Origin of the sequence: Cohnella baijiui, from assembly GCF_020731285.1 — a bacterium.
In the GTDB taxonomy this organism is placed as follows: Bacteria; Bacillota; Bacilli; order Paenibacillales; family Paenibacillaceae; genus Cohnella.
In genome coordinates this window covers 1-25,404 of sequence record NZ_JAJFOW010000022.1, presented here as the reverse complement: position 1 = coordinate 25,404, position 25,404 = coordinate 1, and the positions used below count along the sequence as shown (strand labels likewise).

Annotated in this window: 21 protein-coding genes; 19 read left to right on the top strand and 2 right to left on the bottom strand. The window is 60.3% G+C overall.

Annotated elements, in window-relative coordinates:
- Window positions 1-3 precede the first annotated feature (3 nt).
- The 7 genes from LKX83_RS19075 to LKX83_RS19040 all read left to right on the top strand — a co-directional run bounded on the left by LKX83_RS19075 (window position 4) and on the right by LKX83_RS19040 (window position 9,377).
- Window positions 4-717: a GntR family transcriptional regulator gene (locus LKX83_RS19075; protein WP_227883883.1), complete on the top strand. Its 714-nt coding sequence runs from the start codon at window positions 4-6 to the stop codon at window positions 715-717.
- A gap of 100 nt (window positions 718-817) precedes the next feature.
- Window positions 818-2,581 (top strand): cache domain-containing sensor histidine kinase, encoded by a 1,764-nt coding sequence (locus LKX83_RS19070; RefSeq protein WP_227883882.1) that lies wholly within the window; start codon window positions 818-820, stop codon window positions 2,579-2,581.
- Complete coding sequence (locus LKX83_RS34150) at window positions 2,578-4,140, top strand: response regulator (protein ID WP_304518340.1); 1,563 nt, start codon at window positions 2,578-2,580, stop codon at window positions 4,138-4,140. The genes LKX83_RS19070 and LKX83_RS34150 overlap by 4 nt, the downstream gene beginning before the upstream one ends.
- Before the next feature lie 93 nt (window positions 4,141-4,233).
- The gene (locus tag LKX83_RS19055; RefSeq protein ID WP_227883881.1) at window positions 4,234-5,592 is read left to right on the top strand and encodes an extracellular solute-binding protein; all 1,359 of its coding nucleotides are present in this window, start codon (window positions 4,234-4,236) and stop codon (window positions 5,590-5,592) included.
- A 96-nt stretch (window positions 5,593-5,688) separates the two neighbouring features.
- Window positions 5,689-6,564: a carbohydrate ABC transporter permease gene (locus LKX83_RS19050; RefSeq protein ID WP_227883880.1), complete on the top strand. Its 876-nt coding sequence runs from the start codon at window positions 5,689-5,691 to the stop codon at window positions 6,562-6,564.
- A gap of 14 nt (window positions 6,565-6,578) precedes the next feature.
- Window positions 6,579-7,406, top strand: coding sequence for a carbohydrate ABC transporter permease (locus tag LKX83_RS19045; RefSeq protein ID WP_227883879.1), 828 nt, complete (start codon window positions 6,579-6,581; stop codon window positions 7,404-7,406).
- Between the two features lie 45 nt (window positions 7,407-7,451).
- Complete coding sequence (locus LKX83_RS19040; RefSeq protein WP_227883878.1) at window positions 7,452-9,377, top strand: beta-N-acetylhexosaminidase; 1,926 nt, start codon at window positions 7,452-7,454, stop codon at window positions 9,375-9,377.
- 600 nt (window positions 9,378-9,977) lie between these two features.
- On the opposite strand, the gene LKX83_RS19035 is transcribed toward LKX83_RS19040, so the two are convergent.
- Entirely contained in the window at window positions 9,978-10,424 is a 447-nt protein-coding gene (locus LKX83_RS19035) for a DUF2269 family protein (RefSeq protein WP_227883877.1), read from the bottom strand.
- A gap of 281 nt (window positions 10,425-10,705) precedes the next feature.
- Between LKX83_RS19035 and LKX83_RS19030 the strand changes: the two genes are divergently transcribed.
- The 5 genes from LKX83_RS19030 (at window position 10,706) to LKX83_RS19005 (ending at window position 13,955) form a co-directional block, all read left to right on the top strand.
- Window positions 10,706-10,975, top strand: coding sequence for a winged helix-turn-helix transcriptional regulator (locus LKX83_RS19030; protein ID WP_227883876.1), 270 nt, complete (start codon window positions 10,706-10,708; stop codon window positions 10,973-10,975).
- 133 nt (window positions 10,976-11,108) lie between these two features.
- Complete coding sequence (locus tag LKX83_RS34145; RefSeq protein ID WP_304518339.1) at window positions 11,109-11,828, top strand: DUF4183 domain-containing protein; 720 nt, start codon at window positions 11,109-11,111, stop codon at window positions 11,826-11,828.
- Window positions 11,829-11,903: 75 nt separating this feature from the next.
- On the top strand, window positions 11,904-12,188 hold the full coding sequence (locus tag LKX83_RS19015) for a DUF4183 domain-containing protein (protein WP_227883874.1): 285 nt from the start codon (window positions 11,904-11,906) through the stop codon (window positions 12,186-12,188).
- Window positions 12,189-12,439: 251 nt separating this feature from the next.
- Entirely contained in the window at window positions 12,440-13,021 is a 582-nt protein-coding gene (locus LKX83_RS19010) for an LOG family protein (protein ID WP_227883988.1), read from the top strand.
- Window positions 13,022-13,190: 169 nt separating this feature from the next.
- Entirely contained in the window at window positions 13,191-13,955 is a 765-nt protein-coding gene (locus tag LKX83_RS19005) for an SDR family oxidoreductase (protein ID WP_227883873.1), read from the top strand.
- Window positions 13,956-13,964: 9 nt separating this feature from the next.
- On the opposite strand, the gene LKX83_RS19000 is transcribed toward LKX83_RS19005, so the two are convergent.
- Complete coding sequence (locus LKX83_RS19000) at window positions 13,965-14,837, bottom strand: AraC family transcriptional regulator (protein WP_227883872.1); 873 nt, start codon at window positions 14,835-14,837, stop codon at window positions 13,965-13,967.
- Window positions 14,838-15,092: 255 nt separating this feature from the next.
- Between LKX83_RS19000 and LKX83_RS18995 the strand changes: the two genes are divergently transcribed.
- From LKX83_RS18995 to LKX83_RS18965, 7 genes are all read left to right on the top strand, one after another.
- Window positions 15,093-16,811, top strand: a complete 1,719-nt coding sequence (locus LKX83_RS18995; RefSeq protein WP_227883871.1) for a DUF4091 domain-containing protein — start codon at window positions 15,093-15,095, stop codon at window positions 16,809-16,811.
- Between the two features lie 131 nt (window positions 16,812-16,942).
- Window positions 16,943-17,392, top strand: coding sequence for a WGxxGxxG family protein (locus tag LKX83_RS18990; protein ID WP_227883870.1), 450 nt, complete (start codon window positions 16,943-16,945; stop codon window positions 17,390-17,392).
- 201 nt (window positions 17,393-17,593) lie between these two features.
- Complete coding sequence (locus tag LKX83_RS18985; protein ID WP_227883869.1) at window positions 17,594-18,796, top strand: polysaccharide deacetylase family protein; 1,203 nt, start codon at window positions 17,594-17,596, stop codon at window positions 18,794-18,796.
- Window positions 18,797-19,507: 711 nt separating this feature from the next.
- On the top strand, window positions 19,508-19,711 hold the full coding sequence (locus LKX83_RS18980) for a hypothetical protein (RefSeq protein WP_227883868.1): 204 nt from the start codon (window positions 19,508-19,510) through the stop codon (window positions 19,709-19,711).
- A gap of 395 nt (window positions 19,712-20,106) precedes the next feature.
- Window positions 20,107-21,735: a response regulator gene (locus LKX83_RS18975; protein WP_227883867.1), complete on the top strand. Its 1,629-nt coding sequence runs from the start codon at window positions 20,107-20,109 to the stop codon at window positions 21,733-21,735.
- Window positions 21,728-23,542, top strand: coding sequence for a sensor histidine kinase (locus tag LKX83_RS18970; RefSeq protein ID WP_227883866.1), 1,815 nt, complete (start codon window positions 21,728-21,730; stop codon window positions 23,540-23,542). The genes LKX83_RS18975 and LKX83_RS18970 overlap by 8 nt, the downstream gene beginning before the upstream one ends.
- Complete coding sequence (locus LKX83_RS18965) at window positions 23,535-25,097, top strand: DUF3502 domain-containing protein (RefSeq protein WP_227883865.1); 1,563 nt, start codon at window positions 23,535-23,537, stop codon at window positions 25,095-25,097. Before LKX83_RS18970 ends, LKX83_RS18965 begins: the two co-directional genes overlap by 8 nt.
- Window positions 25,098-25,404 lie beyond the last annotated feature (307 nt).

Here is a 25,404-nt window from a genome sequence, read left to right as displayed (position 1 = left end):
CCCATGAAGCTGTCCCGCCGGCAAAAGCCGCTTTATTTGCAAATCATGAACATCCTCAAAGACCGCATCCTGCACGGCGTGTATCCGGTCGGCACGAACATCCCGTCGGAGCCGCAGCTCGAGCAGGAATTCCAGGTCAGCAAGATCACGGTCCGGAGCGCCATCAAGGAACTGACGCAGGAGGGCTATCTGGAAACGGGCAGCGGCAAAGGAACGAGGGTCATCCGCAACACCTCTTCGTCCAAGCTGTCCAAGCTCAAGCGCTTCACCGAAGTGCTGGTGGAGGAAGGGCACCGGATCCGCAAGCAGCTGCTGCGGGCGGACATCGCGGCCAATCCGGAAGGGACCGAAGCGCACAGGCTGTTCGGCGAGCGCGCCCTGCGCATCGAACGCCTCTATTTTTTGAACGACCGGCCCTACATCCATTACACGCATTACCTGACAAGCGAGGTCGCGGATCTGCTTGCGTCCGATCTCGGCGCCCAGTCGCTGTACGGACTGCTGGAGGAGCAGGACGTGTCGCTCGCGAAATACCGGGACGAATTTTCCGTGGAAACGGCGCCCCCGGACGTGCAAGCCGCGCTCGGGGTGCCGCCGGGCGGGTTGCTGCTCAAGCGGACGCGGTATTCGTACGACGCCGAAGGCGGCTTGGTCGAGCTGAGCCTGGGCTATTACCATACGGAAATGCATCGCTATGTCGTCCACTACGACGTGTAGCGATGCAGGAAGCAAGACGACTCCCTCTGCATCGCGGAGGGCCGCGGGTTCCGCCCGCGGTCCGCGCGGCAGAGGGAGTTTATGATTACGGAGGTGCGACATGACCGATTGGCTGCGCAGATCGCTCAAACGCAAAATCTCGATTCTGCTCCTCGTCTCGATTTTGTTCCCGCTGCTTTCGCTCGGCTTTTTCTCCTATCTCATCGCCTCGAACCTGACGGAGGAGAAGGCCAAGCAGTCGGGCACGAGCGTGCTGCGGCAGCTCGGAACGAACCTGGAGTTCATGATGCGGGATGTCGAGAACATGTCGATCTTTCTGATCGGCAACAAGGACGTCCAGCTGTACCTGAGGAGCCCGGAAGCCGAGGCGGCCATGCAGCAGACGCGCATGATCGAGTTTATTTCGAATTTGACCTACTCCAAAACCTACATTTCGGACATGACCATCTATCCGAACAGCGCGGCGGTGCCGGTATCGAGCACGACGATCTTCGAATCGGAGCTGCCGGACGTCACGCGGACCGACCCCGAATACTTCGAGGCCCATCCGTCGTGGTGGACGCCGCTGTACCGGACGAATACGGCGGCCGGGCAAAAGCAGGTGCTCTCGCTCGTGCGGCCGATCCGCAATTTAAACTCGTTCCGGCCGCTCGGCAAGCTGGTCATCAGCCTGGACGAAAGCGTCGTCGCCCGCATGCTGAAGCGGTCGGGCATCGAGGGCGACGGCTTTCTGCTGCTTGCCAACGCCTCCGGCCAGGTGCTTTCCGGTTCGATGGACGCACTACCGGCGACGGTGGACGAGCTGCTGCCCGGCCTGCCGCTCCTCGACGGGACGGAGGGGGCCGTCTACCACGGCAGCGGCAAGAGCCGGATGACCGTGCTGTACCGCACCCTGCCGGTCGCCGATTGGCAGCTGATCGAGGCGATTCCGGTCGCGGATTACAAGGCGCAGAACCGCTATGTGCTCGCCTTGACGGCCGCCGCCGTAGGCGTCGCGCTGCTCGCGATCGCCGCGCTTGTGCTGTTTTTCGTGCAGCGGATGACACGTCCGCTCCGCATGCTGACCAATTTCCTGAAACGCACCGATCCCGAAAAGCCGATGCCGATCTATCCGGTCGAGTCGATGGACGAGGTCGGCCAGCTCGTTCGCAGCTACAACCAGCTGGGCGGCCGGATCGAACGGTTGACCGAGCAGGTGAAGATGACGGAGGCGGCGCGAACCGAAGCCGACCGGCAGGCGTTGCAGGCGCAGATCAACCCGCACTTTCTCTACAACACGCTGTCGTCGATCCATTGGATGGCGCTCATGAATCAGGATCACCAAATCGCGGAGATGGTCGGCAATTTGAGCGACTTTTTGCGATTCAGTCTGAACCAGGGCGCGCAGTTCTGCACGGTGGAGCAGGAGATCGCCCACGTGCGCCACTATGCCAACATTCAGGCGATCCGGTATCCGGACCAGTTCGACATTCTGTTCGCCGTTGACCCGCAGCTGCTGAGCCGGACGATGCTGAAGCTGCTGCTGCAGCCGCTCATCGAGAACGCGCTCGCGCACGGCATCCAGAAGAAGGTGGGCAAAGGGACGATCAGCGTCCATGCGAGCCTGCAGGGCGAGCAAATGACGTTCGCGGTCGAGGACACGGGCGTCGGGATCGAGCCGGACAAGCTGCAGCGGATCGTCGCGCGGCTGAACGAGCCGCAGGCGCCCGACCGGACGGCCAAGGAACACTACGGGCTGCGCAACGTGCAGCACCGGCTTCTGCTGCACTACGGGGCGGAAGCCGGACTTCAAATCGAAAGCACGGCGGGCGTCGGGACGCGCGTCTCGTTCACGCTGCCGGCCACGGAGGGGAAACCGACATGAAGGTCATGATCGTAGACGACGAAGTCATCATCCGCAACGGCCTCAGCACCGTCATCAAGTGGGACGAGCTCGGCTTCGAGCTGCTGCCTCCCGCCGCTTCCGGAGAGGAGGCGCTCGCGCGGTTCCCGGCCGAGCAGCCGAACATCGTGCTGACGGATATCCGCATGGCCGGCATGGACGGCCTCGAGCTGTCCGCCGAGATCAAGCGGCTGCTGCCGGACACCGAAATCATTATCCTGACGGGGTACGACTCCTTCTCGTATGCCCAGCAGGCGATTCGGGACGGGGTAGGCGACTATTTGCTGAAGACGAGCCGGCCGGAGGAGATCATCATGGCGGCGATGAAGGCGAAGCAGCGCCTTCTCGCACGCTGGGCGTCGCGCAGGCAGGAGAGCTTGGGCCGCACCGCCTTCCGCGACAGCCTGCTGGAGCGACTCGCGACCGAAGGCCCGCCGGCCGATTCGTCTGCTCCGCCGGTTCAGGAGCTCCTGCCGGCTTTGCGTGCGGACGCCGCCGCCTACCAGGTGCTGCTCGTCTCCGCCTCGGGCTGGGGCGCCTCCGCCGCGGACCTGGCGCTGGCCCACTTCGCGGTGGCCAACGTCGCCCAGGAGCTGCTTCCCTGCGAGACGCTGCTCCGCAAAGATCACATCCTCCTCGTCCTGGGCCGCGCTGAAGCGGATCGCGGGACCGAACCGATCGAGGCGGCACTCGGACGGATCTGCCGCAAGCTCAAATGCAAGCTGTTCGCCGCGGCCGGCTCCTGCGTCGGCAGGCTGGAGGAGCTTCCCCGCTCCTATCGGGAGGCCGAAGCCGCTTTCGCCTATCGCTGGATCGCCGGCGAAGAGGCGTTCGTCCGATACGATCGCGTCGCCGGATGCAACGGCAGCCGGGCGTTCTGCACGGATAAGGAGGAGGCGGGGCTCATCGCCGTCCTCAAGACGGGAAGCGTCATCGAGCTGCGGAACTGGGTGGACGACGCGGTCGGCGCGCAGCTCGCCGATCCGGAGGTGACGCCCGACTCGCTCGAAGCGTATCTGCAATCCGTCGTCCTCTCGGGTCAGCGGTGGGTGTGGCGGGCCATGCAGTCGCTCGGCGAGGACGTGCCTCCGGACGAGCAGATGCGGCACGAGCTGCCGGACCGGACCGGAAGTCCCCGGGAGATGCTGTTCGGACGGCTGCAGGCCGTCATGGAGCTGTACCGGGACTTCCTGTCCGGCGACCGGGTCTCCTACGTCCGCCGGGCGATCGTCTACATCCAGGACAACCTGGACCGCAATCTCACCCTGCAGCAGGTGGCGGGGCACGTCCACCTGCACCCTAGCCATTTCAGCGAAGTGTTCAAGCGGGAGACGGGGCTCACGTACATCGACTTCGTGACGCGGGAGCGCATGCGCCGGGCGATGGCGCTGCTGGACCGGTCGCCCGCCAAGATCGGCGAGATCGCCGGAAACGTCGGCTACGAGGACGTCAAATATTTCACGCAGCTGTTCAAGAAACATACCGGCCAAACGCCGACCGAATACCGCCAAAGACCCGATCGTTTTCCCCCCTCCTCCTGATGGCTGTCCCCTGCCCGCCCCGGCCAGCCGCCTCTATACTGGAGATGTTCCACCGCAAGCGACATCGAACTTCAATCAGGAGGGGTATATCGAATGAAGAAAAAGACATGGGCGCTCGCCGCTCTCGCGCTGTCGACGTCGCTGGCGCTGGCCGGCTGCGGGAGCAGCAACGGCAATAGCGGCGGCAAGGAATCCGGAAACGGAAACGGCGGAAACGCCGGCGGCGACGGCAAGGAAAAGGTCACGCTGTCGCTCTGGCATAACTATACGGGCGACGACCAGCGCGCCAAGACGATGCGCGCCATCATCGAGGAATACCAGAAGAGCCATCCGAACGTCGAGCTCGACATCCAGGCGATTCCGCCGGACGGCTACCGGACGCGTCTAAAGACCGTCGCGGCCGCCAACGAGATGCCCGACCTGTTCGTCATGTGGCCGGGCGTCATGACCAAGGAGTTCCAGGCCGGGGATTTGATCCAGCCGATCAACGAGCTGCTGGACGGCAAGCCGGAGTGGAAAAACAACTTCCTGCCCGGTTCCTTCGACGGCTTCACGATCGGCTCCGACATCTACAGCGCGCCGATCGCCCTGTCGCCGACGTCCATTCTTTATTACAACAAGTCGATCCTCGACGCCAACGGCCTGCAAGTGCCGAAGACGTGGGACGACCTGCTCAAAGCCGTCGACGTGCTGAAGAGCAAGAAGATCACGCCGATCGCGCTCGGCAACAAAGCCGCGTGGCTCGCCCAGTCGAGCATCTTCAGCTCGCTGGCAGACCGCGTCACCGGCACGGAGTGGTTTCTCAAAGCGGCGGCCGGCGACGGCGCGAAGTTCACGGACCCCGAATTCGTGCAGGCGCTGAAGTACTTGCAGGATCTGCAGAAGGCCGGCGCGTTCCAGGACGGATTCAACGCCCTCGACAATACGCAGATGGAGCAGTATTTCGCCCAAGGTAAAGCCGCGATGATGATCGACGGCGGCTGGGCGCTGACGAACCTGGCGGCCACGGCTTCCCAGGACGCGATGTCCCAGATGGGTGCGACCGTACTGCCCGCGATTCCGGGCGGCAAAGGCGATCCGAACACGCTGTCCGGCGTCGTCGGCACGGGTCTCGGCATGGGCAAGAAGGTATCCGGCGCGAAGAAGGAAGCCGCCTTCGATCTCCTGTACGCGATGGCCGGCCCGGACGCGCAGAAGCGGGTGCTTGAGAGCAACCAGCTCGTCAGCTACAAGGTCGATCTCGACAAGAGCAAGGTCACGCCGATCTTCGCCGAAGTGTACGCGCTCGTCAACAGCGTGAACCGGACGCCCGTGTACGACGGCGTGCTGTCCTCCGCCGTCGCGGACGAAGTCAACAACGGCCTCCAAGACCTGCTGATGGGCGGCAAGCCGGAGACGATCGCGAAAAAAATCCAGGACGCGCAAGACAAGTCGACGCAGTCCGCCAAGTAACGTTTGCACCAAGCCTCGCGCGGTTCCCGCATCGCTCCCCGGGAGAGAGGCGGGACCGTGCGGAGCCCGTTATTCGAAGGAAAGGGAGGGGGCGTAATGACGTCTACCGGCCGAGCTAGAGGATTCATCGCGATTGCGCTGCTCCCCGCGCTGCTCCTGTTCGTCTTTTTCGTGATCGTGCCGATCTTCTGGTCCGCCTACTACGGCTTCTATGATTGGAAGGGAATCGGGGCGGCCAAGTTCATCGGCTTCGGCAACTATGTCGAGGCGATCCAGGACCCGGTGTTCTGGCGCGCCTTCAAAAACAACATGCTGATCGTCGCCGCGTCCGTTTTCGGACAGGTGCCGATCGCGCTCGTGCTCGCACTCCTGCTCGTCCGCAACCGCTGGATTCACAAGTTCATCCGCACCTCCGTCTTCATGCCGATGGTGCTTTCGTCCGTCGTCGTCGGCATCATCTGGGGGTACATCTATCACCCCGAGATCGGCATTCTGAACTTTCTGCTGGACGGACTCGGACTGGGCTCGTGGAAGCGGCAGTGGCTGTCCGACCCGCACGTTTCCATGTATTCGCTGATGGTGCCGATCATCTGGAATTATATCGGGCCGTATCTCATCATGTTCCTCGCGGCTTTGCAGAACATCCCGGGCGAGATGGACGACGCCGCCAAGATCGACGGGGCCGAAGGCTCGCGCAAGCTGTTTTCCGTGACGCTCCCGCTGATCTGGGACACGATCAAGGTCGCCGTCGTGCTCTGCATTTCCGGCAGCCTCAAGGCGTTCGACCTGATCTACATCATGACCGGCGGGGGACCCGCGCACTCGACCGAGCTGCTCGCCTCCTACATGTACAACAACACGTTCTCTATCTATAGATTCGGCTACGGCAGCGCCGTCTCGACGACGATCATCTTGATCAGCCTCATACTGATCGCCGGCAGCCAGTATCTCATGAAGAGAGACAACCGGTAAGGAGGGGATCGTCCATGCAATTGCGCCACCTGCGAAACGGCGTAACGAACGGCCTGATGACCGTCTACGCGCTCGTGACGCTGTACCCGCTGTTTTGGCTGTTCGTCAGCTCGCTGAAGTCCAACGAAGAGTTTTATTCCCGTCCGTTCCAGCTCCCGACGAGCTGGCACTGGGACAGCTTCTCCCGGGCGTGGAAAGTATCCGACATGGGGACCGCGATGTTCAACTCCGTCGTCGTCACGGCGCTATCGCTCGTGCTGACGCTCGCGATCGGCGCGCTCGCCGCCTACGTGCTGTCCCGCTTTCAATTCCGGCTGAAGCTGCTGGTGATGGGCCTATTCCTACTTGGCATGCTCATCCCGATTCACAGCACGCTTGTGCCGCTTTTCATCGTCATGAACAAGGTGCATCTGCTGAACACGTACGGAGCCCTCATTTTCCCGTATGCGGCGTTCGAGCTGCCGATCGCGATTTTCATCCTCCAGGCATACATGAACACGTTCCCCAAGGAAATCGAGGAAGCGGCGTTCATCGACGGGATGGGCTATTGGGGCATCTTCGGCAAGATGATGCTGCCGCTGTCCGCGCCGGCGCTGGCGACGGTCGGGATCCTGGCGGTGCTGCGCTTCTGGAACGACTTTTCGTTCGCGCTCGTGTTCATCAGCAAGCCCGCGCTCAAGACGCTGCCGCTCAGCCTGTCGATGTTCGCCACCGGGTACATGACGGACTATCAGCTGACGATGGCCGCCTTGGCGATCGCCGTCATCCCGACGATCGTCGTCTATTTGATTTTCCAGCGGCCGATCATGCAGGGAATGGTCGCGGGCGCGGTGAAAGGGTAAACGAACGCAAACGCGAAAAAGGAAATCGACGGGGGAGGAACAGCGTTGAAACTGCGACTGGCAGGTGATGCGGCCGACTTGCTGCCGGGTGTCGCGGCGCTCTCGGCGGAGCTCGGCATCGCGGTCTCCGAGGGAGAAGGGATGCTCGTCCGCGCGGAAGCGTCGGGCGACTTGATGTCGCTCGAGGTCGGCTTCGCGAACGGCGAGGCTTATATCCGCTACGGACGCAAGCATCAATTTTTCCGCGGCCTCGGCTTGCTTCTGGAGCGGCTGGGCGCTCGGCCGGACGAGCCGTTCGATCTTCGGGAAATGCAGCAATTCGACCGGATCGGCCCGATGTTCGATCTGTCCCGCAACGGCGTGCTGACGCAGGCGGCGTTCGAGCGGCTGCTGAACAAAATGGCGCTGATGGGCCTGAATTCGGTCATGCTGTATATGGAAGACACGTACGCCGTGGAGGGCGAGCCTTATTTCGGCTACATGCGCGGGCGATACACGCAGGCGGAGCTGAAGGCGATCGACGATTATGCGGACCGGTTCGGCATCGAGGCGTTCCCGAGCATCCAGACGCTCGCGCATCTGGAGGAGTTCCTGAAGTGGGAGCCGGTCAAGCATTACCGAGACACGAAGGGCGCCCTCCTCGTCGGCGACGGGCGGACGGACGCGTTGATCGAACGGATGATCGACGCGGCCAGCGCCCCGTTCCGCAGCCGGCGCATCCACATCGGCATGGACGAAGCGGAGGAGCTCGGCCGCGGCAAGTATCTGGACCGCTTCGGCTACGCCGACCGGTTCGACATCATGGCGGCCCATCTGGACCAGGTGCTGGCGGCCGTGCGCAGCCGCGGGCTGGAACCGATGATGTGGAGCGATATGTTCCTGAAGCTCGCGTCCGCGAACGGCAGCGAGTACTACGACGCGGACACGGCCATCCCCGAAGAGATGGCCCGCCGCATCCCGCAAGACGTCTCGATGGTGTACTGGGACTACGTACATCCGGACGAGGCGGATTACGAGCGGCAGATCGCGAACCACCGGCCGCTCGGCGGCAAGCTCGTCTTCGCCGGCGCGGTCTGGATCTTCAACACATTCGGCGTGAACTACGGCCTGTCGCTGAAGGCGTCGGACGCCGCCTTGCAGGTGTGCAAGCGCGAAGGCATTCGCGAAGCGTACGCGACGATGTGGGGCGACGACGGCAACGAGGGCAACCCGTTCGCGGCGCTGCTCGGCTTGCAGCTCTACGCGGAGCACGCGTATTCGGCGGACAAGCCCGAGTGGTCGAGGGTCGCGGCGCGGGCGAAGTTTTGCACCGGGATCGACGCCGAGGCGTTCTTGCTGCTGAAGGACCTGGACGAGGTACCCGGCTCCGAGCCGGACAATTGCATGCAAAGCAATCCGTCGAAGTTTCTGCTCTACCAGGACGTGCTGCTCGGCTTGTTCGACCGGCAGATCGAAGGGCTGGGTCTCAACGCTCACTATGCACGGCTGGAGGAGCGCATTCGCCGGCATCGTACGCCTGGCGCGGCGCTGGACGACCTGCTCGAGGTGCCGCAGCGGCTGTGCGCCGTGCTGAAGCGCAAGAGCGAGCTCGGCATCGCGCTGAAACGGGCCTACGATGCCAAAGACTACGATGCGCTGCAGCACGCCGCGGTCGAGACGCTGCCCGCGATCGCGGAGTCTGTCCGCGAGCTGCGGGACGCTCATCGGACGCAGTGGCTAAGGATGTTTAAGCCGTTCGGCTGGGAGGTGCTCGACATCCGCTACGGCGGCGTTCTGAGCCGGCTGGACTCGGCGGCGCGGCGGCTGTCCGACTTCGCCCTGGGACGCGTCGACCGCCTCGAGGAGCTGGAGCAGGAGCGGCTCGTCTACAGCTCCGCCAACCGGTTCAACAAGCGGGGCGTCGGCTGGTGCAGCTACTACTACCGCATGGCTTCGCCGAACGTGTTCTACCACGTTGTCAATCCGTTTTGACGCGAATAGGGGCGCAATCGCAAAACGACCGTTTTCCCTTGGGGAAGGCGGTCGTTTTGATTGTGCGCGCGTTTTTTCGTTTCCGTCGCGGTATTTGAACCTTTTGTTGTTTCCTCGCTCCTTGAACGTCAGGAGCAGGAGGGAGTTATGCGGTTTTTCCGCACAACTCGGTGCGGAAAGCCCGACGCCGCTGGGAGTTACGCGGTTTTTCCGCACAACTCGGTGCGGAAAGCCCGACGCCGCTGGGAGTTACGCGGTTTTTCCGCACAACTCGGTGCGGAAAGCCCGACCCTGCCGAGAGATATGCGGATTTTCCGCACAACTCGGTGCGGAAAGCCCGCTCCCGCCGGGAGTTATGCGGTTTTTCCGCACAACTCGGTACGGAAAGCCCGCCTCCGCCGGGAGTTATGCGGATTTTCTGCACAACTCGGTTCGGAAAGCCCGCCCCCGCCGGTGAAGTTCCTGCGGATGGAGGTTTTTTCGTCATACAGAATGTATAAGTTGTACCCCTATCCATTTCTGAATGACATCCAAGTAAAAACGTGCCGCCGTACGAGAAGACGGCGAAGCCGGTTTTACTTGGATGTCGGTCCAAACCGGCTAAAACGGCTTGAATACCATCAACAGGATCAGGATAAACGCGATTGCATGCGTAACGCTCTCCAGCCTCGCGGACTGCGCGGCGATCGCCTTGTATTCGGACGGAAGCTGCTCCCCTTGCGCGGATGCCAGCAATTCGCTTTGTTTTTTCGCTTTCCGGGGAAGGATGCCCGCCACGATGACCATGGCGGCGAGAAAAAGAACGATCGAGCCGATGAACCAAACTTCCTCGAACAGGTATGGCTCCAGAAATCCGAGCCACAACCCCGTGGCGAGCAGCAGCAGGCTGCCGATCTTCGGCAGCATTTCGAGCTTGTGGAGCAGTGCCAGCGCGAATTTCGCTTGCGAGACGGTTTTCGCGCTTTTGAGGACGATCGGGAATCCGAATGCGGCCCCCAGCCCCATCACGGCGGCGACCAGGTGAACGAAAAGAAGGTAAATGTACATGTTGAGACCTCCGATATCATCATGGAATTCAAACTACGGGTTGGATCGCGTCCCGCCGGCGGGACAGGCGTGCGGCGGTAACCGGCGGGTCATAAGGGTAGTATGGGGGAGATCGGGTCTTTTGAGAAGAACGCACTATTTTGTAAGTAAGGATGGGAGGTACCGAATGATCTTGGCGATGACCGCGAGGAGTGCCGCCGGGCGCTTTCGAACGAAAATAAACCGCCATCCGGAGGAAGATCTCCTTGGATGGCGGTTTTTGCGGCGATAGGAGGAGGTTCGTGGATTCCCGCCGCGATGTCCGTTCAAACCGGGTAACGATCTGCTATCGGAAAGCTTTAAGCCGACTTGAACAGCTTGAACAGCTTGAACAGCTTGAACGCTTGAACGCCATCAGTGATCTGTCCGTCAAGCGGCTTTTGTACAAATTGAGCGAGATCGGCAAATCCCTGCAGACGATCATCGTCCTGATGTGCGAATGGGGGGAGAGATATATCGGGGGGGAGTGGAACGAGGCAGGTCCCCGATCGATCGCCGATTCGCCCAAGTAACGAGGCGTCCACTCTCCGTATATGCGCAATGCATATGAATAGGGTATACGTACCTTATCCCCGAAGGAGAGTGGCTCGATTGAAGTGTCCGCCAAAAAGGGACGCCGCGCGCAGCAGACAAAGGAGCGGACGCTTGAAACGCAGACGGAATCGCCGGCGTTCGGGGCAGCTCGAGCTTTGCAGGAACAAACGCCCCTACCGACGCGCCAAATGCCGCCCGATCCATCCGGCCAAGAGACGGCTTAGGCTTCGCGGTTCGACGCCGTCCGGCCCGCAAGGCGAGCAGGGTCCGGCAGGCCCGGGAGGGCTGCAAGGTTTGGTAGGCCCGCAAGGGAATCCCGGCCCGGCAGGGGCACCTGGAGCGGGTTTGGTAGGCCCGCAAGGGATTCCCGGCCCGGCAGGGGCACCTGGAGCGCCGGGCATTCCGGGTCCGGCAGGGATGCCGGGCATCCAAGGCGCCCAAGGCGCCCAAGGCTTGCAGGGCCCCGAAGGACCGGCAGGACCCATCGGTCCGCAAGGGCCTCCCGGGATCGTTTTCGTCCCCGCAGTCGCCATCACGACGGCCGTTAACCGTTATTTCTTTTTCCCGGCCGCCGATCTGGATTTGTCGGCATCGATCACGGTGCCGGCCACCCAATTTACGAACGACGCGGGGAGCCCGGCCGCCGACTTTGCCGGAATCGGGCAGGGCAACAGCTACGACAATCTTTATATCAACGGAATCTTGCAGCCCGAAAGTTCGTATCTAGCCCGTACGGACGCGTTGGTTTTTCCGCCCCAAAACGTTACCCTCTATGCCGGGACGCCGATCGTTCTCGAATCGGTACAGCTGACCGCTAACGTTGTACCCTAGTACATTTTGTTAGACTCGCCCTCACTTCTACCAGCCCTATTGCACATGATTAACAGGGAAGGGAGGTGAGGAACCATGCCAATCGTAACGCCGTATCAAAACAGCAGACGGTTTACGTCCACCATCAGCGCGGGAACGGGAACCGGCGCGACGTTCGCGATTGCCGCCACGGCCTTCACCAGCGATGCCGGTACAACCGCGACGGCATTTCCGGCAACGTACAATTATTACAACCTGTATATCAACGGCATCATGCAAACGGCGGACACGTCCACCGTTACAACCACGACCATAACGATCCCGGGAGGCGACGCACTCGACCCCGGAACGCCCCTCGTCGTTCAATTCGTCGTCTCCTGATTTCGTTTGGTCCGCAATTGGCCAAGCCCTCTTGGGCCTGCGCAGCGGCTTCTATCCTGGATAGAAGCCGTTTTTTATGTAGAGTGGATCCCTCTTCCGGCCCGCGACGACATCCTACCCGCCTGCCGTGCTGCCGTACGGATGCTCGATCCGGAAGGAGCCGAATTGGGGGCGGCGCGTTCGGGACAGGTTTTGCGAAACCCGAATTTCCGCTATAATCGAACGGTGAAGAGGGAAGGAGGCGAGGAATGGTGAAATACGTAGCCGTATTTTGCGGATCCGGCAACGGCGCTTCGGACATCTACCGGGCGGAGGCCGGGCGGCTCGGCGCGGAGATCGCGCGGCGCGGGATGACGCTGGTGTATGGCGGCGCGAACGTCGGGCTCATGGGCGCGGTCGCGGATGCCGTCCTGGAAGGGGGAGGCCGGGTCGTCGGGGTGCTGCCCCGATTCCTGCAGGATCGCGAGATCGCGCACAGGGGGCTCTCCGAGCTCATTTTGGTCGATTCGATGCACGAGCGCAAGGCGTTGATGGCCGAGCGCGCGGACGGTTTCGTTACGATGCCAGGCGGCGCGGGCACGCTCGAGGAGTTTTTCGAGATTTTCACGTGGGCCCAGCTCGGGCTTCACCGCAAGCCCTGCGGCATTCTGAATGCGAACGGCTATTACGACCCGCTGGTCGCGATGTTCGACCACATGGCGCAGGAGCAATTCCTGCAGGAGCGGTACCGCGGGCTCGCGATCGTCGAGTCCGATCCGGCCAAGCTGCTCGATCGCTGTCTGGCGTACGAACCGCCGCCCGTTAAGACGTATCTGACCGAGCAGTGCACCTAGTTCGAACAAGAGCCTCCTTTTCCCCTTTGCGGGCGGAAAAGGAGGCTCTTTTTGAATAAGAACGCAACATCTCGAAACGCCAACGGGAGGATCCCCGATGTCATCGCAACATTTCGAAAATTCGCCTATGGTACAACTTATACGATCTTCGAAAAGGAGCTGAGCACGCATGGAAAAGTTAAAGGGAAAAGTTGCGCTCGTCACCGGAGCCAGCCGGGGCATCGGAAGGGGGATCGCGCTGCGCCTGGCGAAGGACGGCGCAGCCGTCGCGGTCCATTACGGCAAAAGCAAGACCGCGGCGGAAGAGGTCGTCCGCACGATCCGGGAGCAGGGGGGCGCCGCGTTCGCGATCGGGGCCGACTTGACGTCGGTCGCCGACATCCGGGCGCTGTTCGGCCGGCTGGACGGCGAGCTGCACCAGCGCTTCGGACATGCCGGTCTGGATATCCTCGTGAACAATGCCGGCATCGGCCAGCAGCTGTCGATCGAGGAGACGACGGAGGCTTCGCTCGACGAGGTGTGGGCGCTTCACGTCAAGGGGCCGATCTTCGTCATCCGGGAGGCGCTCTCCCGGCTTCGCGACGGCGGGCGAATCCTGAACCTCTCGTCGGCCGTCACGCGCATCGCCCTGCCGAACCTGCTGGGGTACAGCGTCACCAAGGGCGCGGTCAATACGCTGACGTACGTGCTGGCGCAGCAGTTGGGCCCTCGCCAGATTACCGTAAACGCGCTTGCGCCGGGTTTCGTCGAGACCGATATGAACGCCGATCTGCTGTCCGATCCGATCGGTCGGCAGTTTGCCGCCGGTTTTTCCGCTTTCGGCCGCTGGGCGCAGCCCGCGGATATCGCGGACATCGCCGCGTTCCTGGCTTCGGAAGACGGTCGTTGGGTGACCGGACAAGTGATCGACGCGAGCGGAGGCTCGCGGCTGTAATCACCCCGTTTACTCCAGGAACAGCGTGTCGAACGGATGACTCGCACTGCTGCGCCGATAGACGCCGGGAGAGAGACCGAGGTACTGGCGGAACACTTGACCGAAATAGCTGGCGCTCTCGAAGCCGCATCGGCGGCCGATCTCCTGGGCGCTCAGATCCGTTCGCCTGAGCATCGTGACGGCCGCTTCGACGCGCCGCCTGCGCAAGTATTCGAGCGGCGAAACGCCTAGCTTGCGCTGAAAGAGCCGGCAGAGGTACGCGCGCGAAACGCCGCTGTAAGCCGCGATATCCTCCAGCGAAACGTCTTCCGCGTAGTGGGCTTGCATATACCGCTTGGCCTTATCGAGCGGCGCGGGCGCCGTCCGGTCGGGCCTGACCGCGGAGCGAACCGGTTCGAACAGCGACAGCATCCACGCATACAACTGCGAGGAGAGCGTGGCCGGATCGGACACCCTCTCCTCGGACACGGCCCGGTACAGCGCCCAAAAGCGCTCGATCGGCAGGCTGGCCGGCGAGAGGGCGAGCAGCGGGCCGGTCCGCTCGACGATCCGGCTCCATAGCCGCAGGGCATCTTCTCCTTTGGCGTTCAGCCAGACGAACTCCCAGGGCTCGCCATTCTGCCCCGCATAGTAGTAGCGATGAGGGCTGGGACTCGTCACAAGGAACGCCGTTCCCGGCTTCAGCTGATGCGTAACGCCGTCCAGGTTGATCGCACCTTCTCCGTTCAGCGTGAATTGGAAGATGAGGTGACCCGCATCCGTCCGAGAGAGGCCGTCGTTGGCATAGGCGGGGGAGTCGGCGCTCTGCCATCCGATCGAATCCAGCAGCATAAAGGGCAGCGATTCGCCGTAGCGAAACGCGAACGAACCGGGAGCGAGCAAGTCGCGCCGCCTCCTTTCCAACGGACCTATGAATGTAAACCTGCTTATAGCTCAGATGTCTGGCTTCAAAACGTTTCCTTCACTATATCATAGACTTTGCGCGGTTCGGAATGGCAGGAAGAGAACGGATCTTTGAATGAAAGATCAATATTGCGATAGTATAGGCCAACATCTTATGATTGAGGGCGACCGGGCGCCTTGATAAGATGAAAGCGCACAAGCATCGAATTCCAAAGATGAAACGAGGGTTATGCGATGGAAAACAACCAAACCGCATTCGATACCCGCTGTCTCAGTTCGCTGGCCAAGGTGTTCCCGGACGCCGCGCCGGCGGACCGTCCATTTCCTGCCGCCACCGCGCTATGGAAAGAAACGTACGCCTTCCAGGTCGCCTATCGTTCCTCCCGGGCGATCGCCCGCATGAAAATCTCCGTCCAGTCAGAGCTGGCGCCGTACGTGTCGGTAAGGGAGGTCGGGCTGTCGCCATCCGAGCTGCCTGTCCTGGAAGATCCGGATCCCGGCTACCTGCGGACGGCGCCCGGGCTGTACCCTGATCCGCTCTATCCGTTGGCGGATGCGATCCGGGCCTTGCCCGGGCAATGGCGGTCCGTCTGGGTGACGATCGCGCTGCCGTCCCGCGCGCAGGGAGAGGCGTCGCTGGGCGGAAAGACCGAAGGCGCGATCCCGATCGAGGTCGCGTTCGAGGACGAATCCGGGGAGCGGCTCGGGAGCGAAACGTTCTCGCTTTCAATCCTGCCCGCAGAGCTGCCGGAACAGCGGTTGAAGCACACCGAGTGGTTCCACGCCGACTGTATCGCGACGCAATACGGCGTCGGGGCGTTCAGCGAGGAGCACTGGCGGCTGCTGGAACGCTTTATCCGCAACGCGGTCGATCACGGGGTTAATATGCTGCTTACGCCGCTGTTCACGCCGCCGCTCGACACGGCCGTCGGGGGAGAGCGACCGACCGTTCAGCTGATCGGCGTTACCCGGTTCGGCGAGGACGACTACCGCTTCGACTTCGGCCGGCTCGAGCGTTGGGTCCGGATGTGCAGGGAAATCGGCATCCGCTATTTTGAATTTTCGCATCTGTTCACGCAGTGGGGAGCGAAGCACGCGCCGAAAATCATGGCAACGGTCGACGGCGAGGAGCAGCGTATTTTCGGCTGGGAGACGGATGCGGGGAGCGAGTCGTATCGCCGATTTTTGGATCGGTTCCTGCCGGAACTCGTTCGCTTTATCGAAAAGCAGGGCATCGGGGATGTCAGCTACTTCCACGTGTCGGACGAACCTTCTCTGGAGCACCTCGCATCCTATCGGCAAGCGCGGGAGTTGCTGCGCCGTCATTTGTCGGCCTACCGGTTTTTCGAAGCGCTGTCCGATTATGCCTTTTACGAACAAGGTCTCGTTCCGACGCCGGTCCCGGCCACGAATCATATCGAACCGTTTCTGGAGCATGACGTCGAGCCGCTTTGGACGTATTACTGCGTCGGGCAGCATCGAGACGTGTCGAACCGCTTTTTCAGCCTGCCTTCGGCACGCAACCGGATCATCGGCTTTCAATTATACAAGCACGGCATCCAAGGCTTTCTTCATTGGGGGTTCAATTTCTGGTACACGCAATACTCGCTGCGATCGGTCGATCCGTTTCGGGTGACGGACGCGGGCGGGGCGTTCCCGTCCGGCGACGCCTTCGTCGTGTATCCGGGCGCGGACGGTCCGATCGATTCGCTGCGGTGGGAAGTGTTCCGCGAGGCGCTGCAGGACGTTCGGGCGCTCGAACTGCTGGGTTCGCTGCGCGGCAGGCAAGCGGCGCTCGACGCGCTGACGGAAGGGCTGGAGAAGGGGCAGCTAACCTTCTCGCGTTATCCGGGCAGCGCGGAATGGCTGCTGGAGACGCGCCAACGCGTCAATCTCGCCATTGCCGCCGCGGTCCAAGACTCGGATCGCACAAATTCCCGCAACGACGCTTGATAAGGCGTATCGAATGCCAGCGAAGGGAATGTTTCACGGCTGCTCGCGCGCATGTTCCGGCGAATTCGGGAGACGATAATTAGCGAACTCAAATCATCACCAAGGCCATCACACCTAGGGAGGTTCGCAACTTGAAAAAAACGATTGGCACGCTGGCAGCCGGTACTTGCTTGTCCTTAGTTCTTGCGGTTCCCGCCTTCGCGGCGACCACGACGACGACCGTTACGCCTACACCGACCCCAAGCAGCTTCAACATGACCGGAACGGGGTACCCCACGACGGGTACGGGCTACTACAACAACACGCCGAGTACCTACGGATACAACGCGTATAACACGCCCGGCTACACCCCGAACGGCTACACGACCGGCAACAACATGACGGGCTACAACATGAACGGCTACAATGGCTATACGAACCATGCATACACGAACGGCACGTATCGCGCCCGTTCGACGACGGACGGCGTATACCGGGCGAGAGCGACCACGACCCGCGGCTCGAACTGGGGCTGGCTCGGTCTGCTGGGTCTGATCGGCCTGGCGGGCATGCGCAGCCGCAACGGCGAACCGAATCGCTAATCTCATTTGATCTGATTTCCCGAACCCGGCGAGTCGCTGTCTAACAGGCGGCGATCTCCCGGGTTCTTTACCTAATATGGCCGCAAGCGGATTGTAAGATCCTTTGTTCAGCAAAACTTAAGGGTTTGATAAGGGATTGACCGCTTCACCTTTAAGATGTGCCCGATATACTGGGTTCATCAAGGAGGCTTGGAATGACCGATGCAAAAGAAACATGGAATCGGAGTCGTCGTATTGTTCTGCATCATTGTCGGCATCGTCTTGTTCAACTTGAGAACGCCGGCCAAAGCCGGCCCGGGGCCGATCAGCGTCAGCTGGAAGGGCAAGATATACGAGGTGCCGGCAGCCGCAAGGATCGACGGCGACCTGATGGTGCCGCTCAGCTTTTTGAACCGAGCGTTCAAGGAAGACGCGCCGCCAAAGGCCGAATCGTCCGCTCCGCCCGAGGTCCGGCATTATACCGACCGCGTCGCCGTGCTGATGTACCATCACCTCATGGTCAAATCGAATCGGAACGATATCATTTCCGCGGATCAGTTCGACGGTCAGATGAAGCTGCTGAAGGATAACGGCTACCATGTAATCGGGTTGGACGCGTACAGGGATTTTATGCTGAACGGCAAGCCCGTTCCGGACAACGCGGTGCTCATCACGTTCGACGACGGCTACGAATCGTTCTACGATATCGCCTTTCCGATCTTGAAGAAATACGGCTTTCCCGCCGTGAACTTTATTATCGTTTCCGGGGTGGACGATCACGCCAAGCCCGGCATTCCAAAGCTGCATTGGGAGCAGATGCGCGAAATGAAGCGGTCGGGCATGTCATTCATGAGCCATACTTACGACATGCACGGGATGGGTGTCGTCAACGAAAAGGGCGGCAAGAAGCCTCTCACCGTCGGCAGGCTTTATATGAAGAAGGAAGCCCGGAAGGAAACGGCCGAGGAGTACCGGCAGCGGGTAACCGCGGATCTGGCGCTGGCCGAAAAGCGGCTGCGCGAGGAACTCGGCAATACGTACGGGGCGCTGGCTTTTCCTTACGGAAAGTACAACGCCGATCTGCTCGAAATCGTGAAGGAGCTGGGGATCGATCTGACGTTTACGACCGAGTCGGGCATCGATACCCCCCTGAACCGCAAAGCATATCGCATCAACGGCGGTCGCTCGGACAAAACGCCGGACGACTTCCTGAATGCCTTGTACGCATACGGCAATTCGGAGATCGATGGCCGCGATCCTCGTTCCGTCTTAACCGTCCAAGGCAAGACCATAACGTTCCCCAAGGTCATCATGAGCGATCAAGGCGATGGACCTCTCGTGTCCCTGCAGTCATTCTGCGAGCAATTCGACTTGAAGATGCATTGGGACAAACGCAAGAAGCGGGCGACGCTTAGCGAAGCCTAACACTTAGGAAATTGCTCAAAGAGATACAAATCGCTGCGCTAGCCATGGCTGGCGCGGCGTATTTGCAAACAGCCAGTTCTTGCGCCCGATAACCAACGGCTTGATCCAGTCGATCCTAACTCAAGAGATTGGTTTACGAAAACGTAAGTGCATCTTTAGATCTACTATTTGATGTCTGTATTAAGGGGACGAAGATGATAAGCGCCCCTAAGAGAGAGTTGGCTCTACTATGGGCATATTTTGGAAAATGGGAGCCGGAAATTTCAAAGCCCAGATACGGCAAACGCTACTCGCCGTATGAATAGGGTCTATTGGTGTCGTTCTGATTTTTTCTTGTTATTTTGTCATTTCTTCGATTACACATAGTAAATCACTATGGGAAGAAAAACACTTTGGTGTAATTGGTACAGAGATTTACCCGCGTGTCGGACTTGAGTTATCCGAGGCTCAAATTAAAAAGGTTAAGACGAGACTTCAAACCAGAAATATTGCCAGTCTTCCCTACGTGTCTCAGGTGGTTTCCGTGCACAGCGGGAATCATGATGAAGCCAGGGAAATGCAGTTGATCTTACAGAAGTAACACCCCCTACGAATGGTAACAAATGGGCATATTCGCAAGTTGTGTGGGGAAAGTGGCTAGGGGAAGGTTATCAATTACCGCTCACTTCCCGTGCGCCGCAATTTCAGACCGATGCAGAAGTATTTCAGGCCATGAGTGATCAAGCGTCTGTCGTTCTCGTGGATGATACATTGAAAGGCACGTACCGAGTAGGCGATCAGATTCCGCTTCGTTTACTGAAAGGCGGGGGCAAAGAGGAGAACCTGATTGGAGAGGAAGTGGTCACGATAGCGGGAACGTTCGCCATTGGTAAAGATAACCGCTTCAATGGGCAACAGATCGTGTCATCCGTATGAAAGACGGAAGACTAACCGATTCTGTTTAGTTTATCATATGCTGTTCCTCTAAAACAGGTGGGTTAGGTTGGACCGCTTACGTTCATTTGATGACCCCAGCGCAGAACCGATTTTCATCGAAAAAAAATGACCTCAACCTCCATTTGTTATTGTGATGCGGGGCTTTTTTCCATGGAGGGAGCAGCGATCGACCGCTTGCGTCCGCAAGAGGAGATTCGCAAACTTTTCCGTGCCGTTATTGGCTTTTTAGACGGTCGGTAAGACGATTGGCTAGAATCGACCCAGAATTGGCTAAGATCCACACATTGCGCGAATCGCGCAGATGACTCTACACTCTTGTTAGGGGCCCCTATGGTCTGATCCTCGAAGAAAAAGGGTGGGAGATTCAGGTGCGCGTGCTCATCGTGGATGACGAGCTGGAGATTCGGGAAGGGTTGCGGACCAAGATCCCTTGGTCGAACTACGGAGTGGACGACGTGATCACGGCGGACGACGGGGACACCGCCTTGGAGGCCGCTCGGACGTTGCTGCCCGAGCTGATCGTAACCGATATTAAGATGAAGCGAATGTCCGGCCTGGCGTTCATTCAGGCGCTGGCGGCCGAGGCGTCCTATTCGTGGCGGTCGATCGTCGTCAGCGGATACGACGATTTCGAGATGGTTCGTCAAGCGATGAAGCTCGGCGCGATGGACTACGTGCTGAAACCGATTAATACGACGGAGCTCGGGGACGTGCTGCGCAAAGCGGCCGACGAGCTCGAGCAGGAACGGCTCGCCAAAGCCAATCAGCTGCTGCTGAACGACCATGTGCAAAATGCGATTCCGAAAATGCGCGAGGATCTGCTGCGGGAACTGGCGGAGTCCGAGCACAATCCGTACCGCGAGGCGCGGATTTCGCACCGGCTGCAGACGCTGCAGCTGGAATGGATGCTGTGGGACCGAATGGCGGTCATGGTTATCGAGGTGGACGATCTGAAGGCGATCGGCAACCGCACCGGCTCTTCCCGGGAGATCGGCCTTATCGTCTTCGGAATTGGAAACGTTGTCAAACAAACGCTAGAGGAGGAGTACCCGTCTCCCTTCGCGCTTTACGCCGACGCCAAGCACCGCTGGATCGCGGTGATGAGCTGCAAAACCCCGGATCGGATGGAGGCGTGCAAAGAAATGGCGCAGGTGTGCATCCGCCGCATCAACGATTACGTGAAGGTGAAGGTCAGCATCGCGCTCAGCACCGCGCCGGGCCGCTTCCATCAGCTGCACGAGCGGTTCGTCGAGGCCGGCGACATCCTCGAACAGAAAGCCGTCTACGGCGGCAACCGTCTGCTGACGAGCCAGGGGTGGGAGGGAGACGCCGACCCGGACAACCCGTCGATCCGCAATCTCGACGAGGTGCTGGATCTGGCGAGGTATGGGACGGACGAGGATATCGCCGCTGCGATGGACCGCTTCGTCGAGATGGTGCAGAGCTGGCAGCTTTCGCAGACGCGGGACATTCAGCAGAAGCTGTTCGAATGGCTGCTTTCCCTGTTCAAGAAAGCTTCCGCCCTCGGTTGGACGGACCGCAGCTGGGAAAAAAATCCGATCGGCCTTTGGGAGCAGCTGGAGCAGTTCGATACGCTCGAATCGCTGCGCGCCCAGACCGAGCGGTTCCTGCTGGATATGGCCCGGAATTTCCGCAGCCACGCCGCGTCGTCCAGCCAAATCATCCAGGAGGCGGACAAGTTCATTCGGGCGCACTACGCGGAAAGCCTGACGCTGCAGAGCGTGGCTGCGGAAGTGCACGTCACGCCCGTTTGGCTCAGCAAGCTGTTCAAAAAAGAGAAGCGCAAGACGTTCCTCGAGTATTTGACGGACGTTCGCATGGAGCGGGCGCGCAAAATGCTGGGACAAGTTCAATACAAAATTTATCAAGTCGCGTCCGAGGTCGGGTACAAGGACCCCGTTCATTTTACGAAGCTGTTCAAAAAGCAGGCGGGTTGCACGCCAAAGGAATACCGCAGGCTGCAGGGCATCGCGGATGACTAAAATTTCGCTGCGGCTCTTGTCCTCGTTCCGGAACCGAATGATCCTCATCTTCTTCATGATTATCATCGTCCCGTTTCTGATCTTCGCCTATTACGCGCACATCAAGTCGATCGAGGGCATCTCGAACGCCAATACGACGATCTCGATGAGCTATTTGCAGCAGACGAAAAAGAATTTCGAAATCTACCTGGACCGCATGAACGACCAGGTTAACGATTTGATCGGCAATAAGCGGCTGCAGGAGCTGCTGGAAAATAGGCCGGAGACGGCCGAGGACGAAGAAGCGTTCACGGTCAATCTGCTTACGGTGCTCTATCAGAACACGCCGCTGATCGACGCGTTTCGGGTGCACGTTTATCCGATCGCGCCGCGGACGTATTCGACTTATATGAATACGATCGGCGAATCGACGGCGGTCGAGGACGAGGCGTGGTTCCGGCGATCGCTCCGGACGATCGTGCCGACCTGGCACCTCTCGATGCCCCGGCAAGGCTTGTACGCCAAGCCGCTGCTGACGTACGTGAAGCGGTTTTCGGGCCTGCACGATCAGCTTCCACGCGGCATCGTCGCGACCGATCTGTCGGAAGACCAGCTAAAGCGGTTCATCTCGCCGTCCGACCGGATGGACGGCCAGAAGCTGCTGCTGCTGGACGAGGAAGGCCTGGTCCTGTACGATACGTCGGACAACGCGTGGACCGGACGTCCGATGCCTTCCGAGAGGTTCATCGACGACATCCGAAAAGGAACCGAGGGCGCCGAGTCCATCTCGATCGACGGCGCGACGCATCTGGCGACCTATCAGCGGATGGACAGCGAGCCGTGGGTGCTGGTCAGCCTGACGCCGCTCCACGAGCTGACGGGCACGATCGAGGAGATCAACCGGCTGCTCGTCATTTTCCTGATCGTCTATCTGATCTGCTGCCTGGGCGTCGTCTTCTATATTACGGTGTACTTTACGCAGCCGATCGTGAAGCTCGTCCGCCTGATGCGCAAGTTCGAGTCGGGCAGCTTTCAGCCGGCGTTTCCTTGGCTGACGAGGCAGGACGAGGTCGGGTGGCTGTACCGGGGCTTCGGCAGCCTCGCGCAGAAGATCGAAGGCTTGATCGAAGAGGCGTCCCGGTCGGAACGGAAGAAGAAAGAACTTGAATTTCAGGTGCTGAGCCACCAGATCAACCCGCACTTCCTGTACAACACGCTCGAGTCGATCCGCTGGAAGGCGGAAAATCACGGGCGCAGCGACATCGGCGAGATGGTATCCGCGCTCGGGAACCTGCTCCGTCTGAGTCTCAATCAAGGCAAGGAAATTACGACGCTCGGCCGCGAGATCGAGCAAGTGAAGGCCTACGTCCAGATCGAGCAGGCGCGAATGGGGCAGCCCGTGCGGATCATCACTGTCTTCGAGGAGGAGACGCTGGCGCTGCCGTTCCTGCGGCTGCTGCTTCAACCGCTCGTGGAAAACGCGATCCAGCACAGCGTGCGCGACAACTTCGAGAAGGGCAAGATTCTATTGTCCGGCCGCCGCGAAGGCCAGGATATCGTCATCGAGATCGTCGACAACGGCCACGGCATTCCGGAGGAGACGCTCGCCCGCCTGGCGCTGGATACGGACGCCGGAACGGAGCCCGCAGGCGCAAGGCGGCGCGGAGTCGGCCTGCGCAACGTGAACGACCGCCTCAAGCTGTATTTCGGGGAACGCTACAAGCTGCAGATCGACACGGGTCCGGGCCGCGGCACCAAGATTACGCTCCGACATCCCGTGCTGAAGGATGAAGAAGCGGAGGGAGAGGCGGCGGCAAGCATTGACTAGAAGAGGATACGCTTGGCTGTTCGTACCGTTGTGCCTGCTCCTGCTGGTCTCCGTCACGGCCTGCGAAAAGGGAGAAAAGGCCGGACCCGCCTCTCCCGGGCGGGGCGGCACGTCCGAAGAACCGGTGCTGCTGCGCTTTTACTTCAGCGGGGAAAAGAAAGCGGCCACGGACGAAGTGTGGGCGGCCATCGGCGATTATGCGCGCAGCAAAGGGCTGAACGTCCGGTTCGACGTCCACTTCATCCCGATCGGCGACTACAAGGACAAGATGATGGTCAAGTCCGCCTCCGGAGACCGGTGGGACCTGAACTTCGACGGGGATTGGCTGTCCTACAAGCAGATGGCCGCCAAAGGCGCCTATCTGATCTTAAACGACCTGCTGCCGCTATACGCTCCCCACCTGTACGAGAAATACATGCAGCAGGGGACGCTGGAGGCCGCGATGATCGACGGCAACATCACGGGACTGCCGTGGACGATGAAGATGAATCAACGTTTCTATGCGCAGTGGCGCTCGGATCTGGCCAAGAAGGCAGGGCTAAATCCCGCGTCCGGCTCGATTCGCACGATCGAGGACGTGGATGCCTTTCTGATGGCGTTGAAAAAGGCTTATCCCGACGCCAAGCTTTCCCGCACGGTGCCTCGGGATATTTACAAGCTGCGGGACGAGTGGGTGGACCTCGGCTTTCACGGCATGGGCTTCTACTTGAACGATCCGCACGTGCGCATCCAGCCGGTGGAGCAGCAGCCGTTTTATCTCGAAGCCGCCATCATGGCGAAAAAGTGGTACGACGCGGGCATTTTGAACCGGGACATTTTGCTCGACAAGGAGGACGGCGCCTCTCTGTGGCGGAATGGCAACATGCTGTTTACGGCGCAGTCGCACGAGTGGGTGAACGCGAACCAAGGCTTCAGCGATCCGTCGTTCGAGCAGATGAGCTCGCTGCTCTATCCGGACCGCAAGGTGGTGAACCGCACGCCGCTGGCGAACGTCATCGCGATCAACCGCAACGCCGAGCATCCGGATCTCGCGCTGCGGTTTCTCGATCTGCTGGAAACGGACCGCAAGCTGTACGACCTCGTCCAATACGGTATCGAGGGCAAAACGTACCTCCTGCAGCCGGACGGCTCGGTGTCCTACCCCGAAGGGATGAGCACGCCTACGAGCAACTATATGGAGTGGGGCGGTCAATGGGGATTCTGGAAGCCGCAGTTCATGCGGCCGACGCCGACCTATGGCAAGGACTTCTGGCTGAAGGAGGAGGCGTTCGCGAACGAGCCCAACAACGTCAACTCGCCGATCGACGGCCTCTTCATCTCCGAAGACCGCATCCGCGACGAGCTCCTCCTGCGGGACCGCAATGTCGAGACGTACGTGGCGGCGATCGAGCTCGGCACGGTCGCGGATCCGCAGAAGGCGCTGGCAGACTATATCCAATTGCAGAAAAACAGCGGCCTGGACAAGATCATAGCCGAAGCCCAGCGCCAGATCGACGACTATCTGGCGCGCAAGCGGCCGGTTTCGGCTGCGGGCGCCACACCTCCGCCGCGGTAAGCGGCGGTACGCAACAAAGAGCAGCAGTTCAAAGTTTTGAACTGCTGTTTTTATTTCATCGCATGCTACCCGGGGATTAACGAGAATTCCGCCTCAAACCGAAATCGGTGCTTAACCAGAGGAGTAGATGCGAGTGCGCAAAAGCTTGCGAAAACTCTAACGGTTGTGAGCGACGCTATTTGGGTAAAAAGGGGAGTTTACAATAGGTAACGGGTGCCAGCGAGCCTATTTTCCGTTTTTTCGTAGGCAGAGGCAGAAATTTTGCAAACAAAGTGACATCCTTTGCTTGTTCTCCTGCAACTGCGTC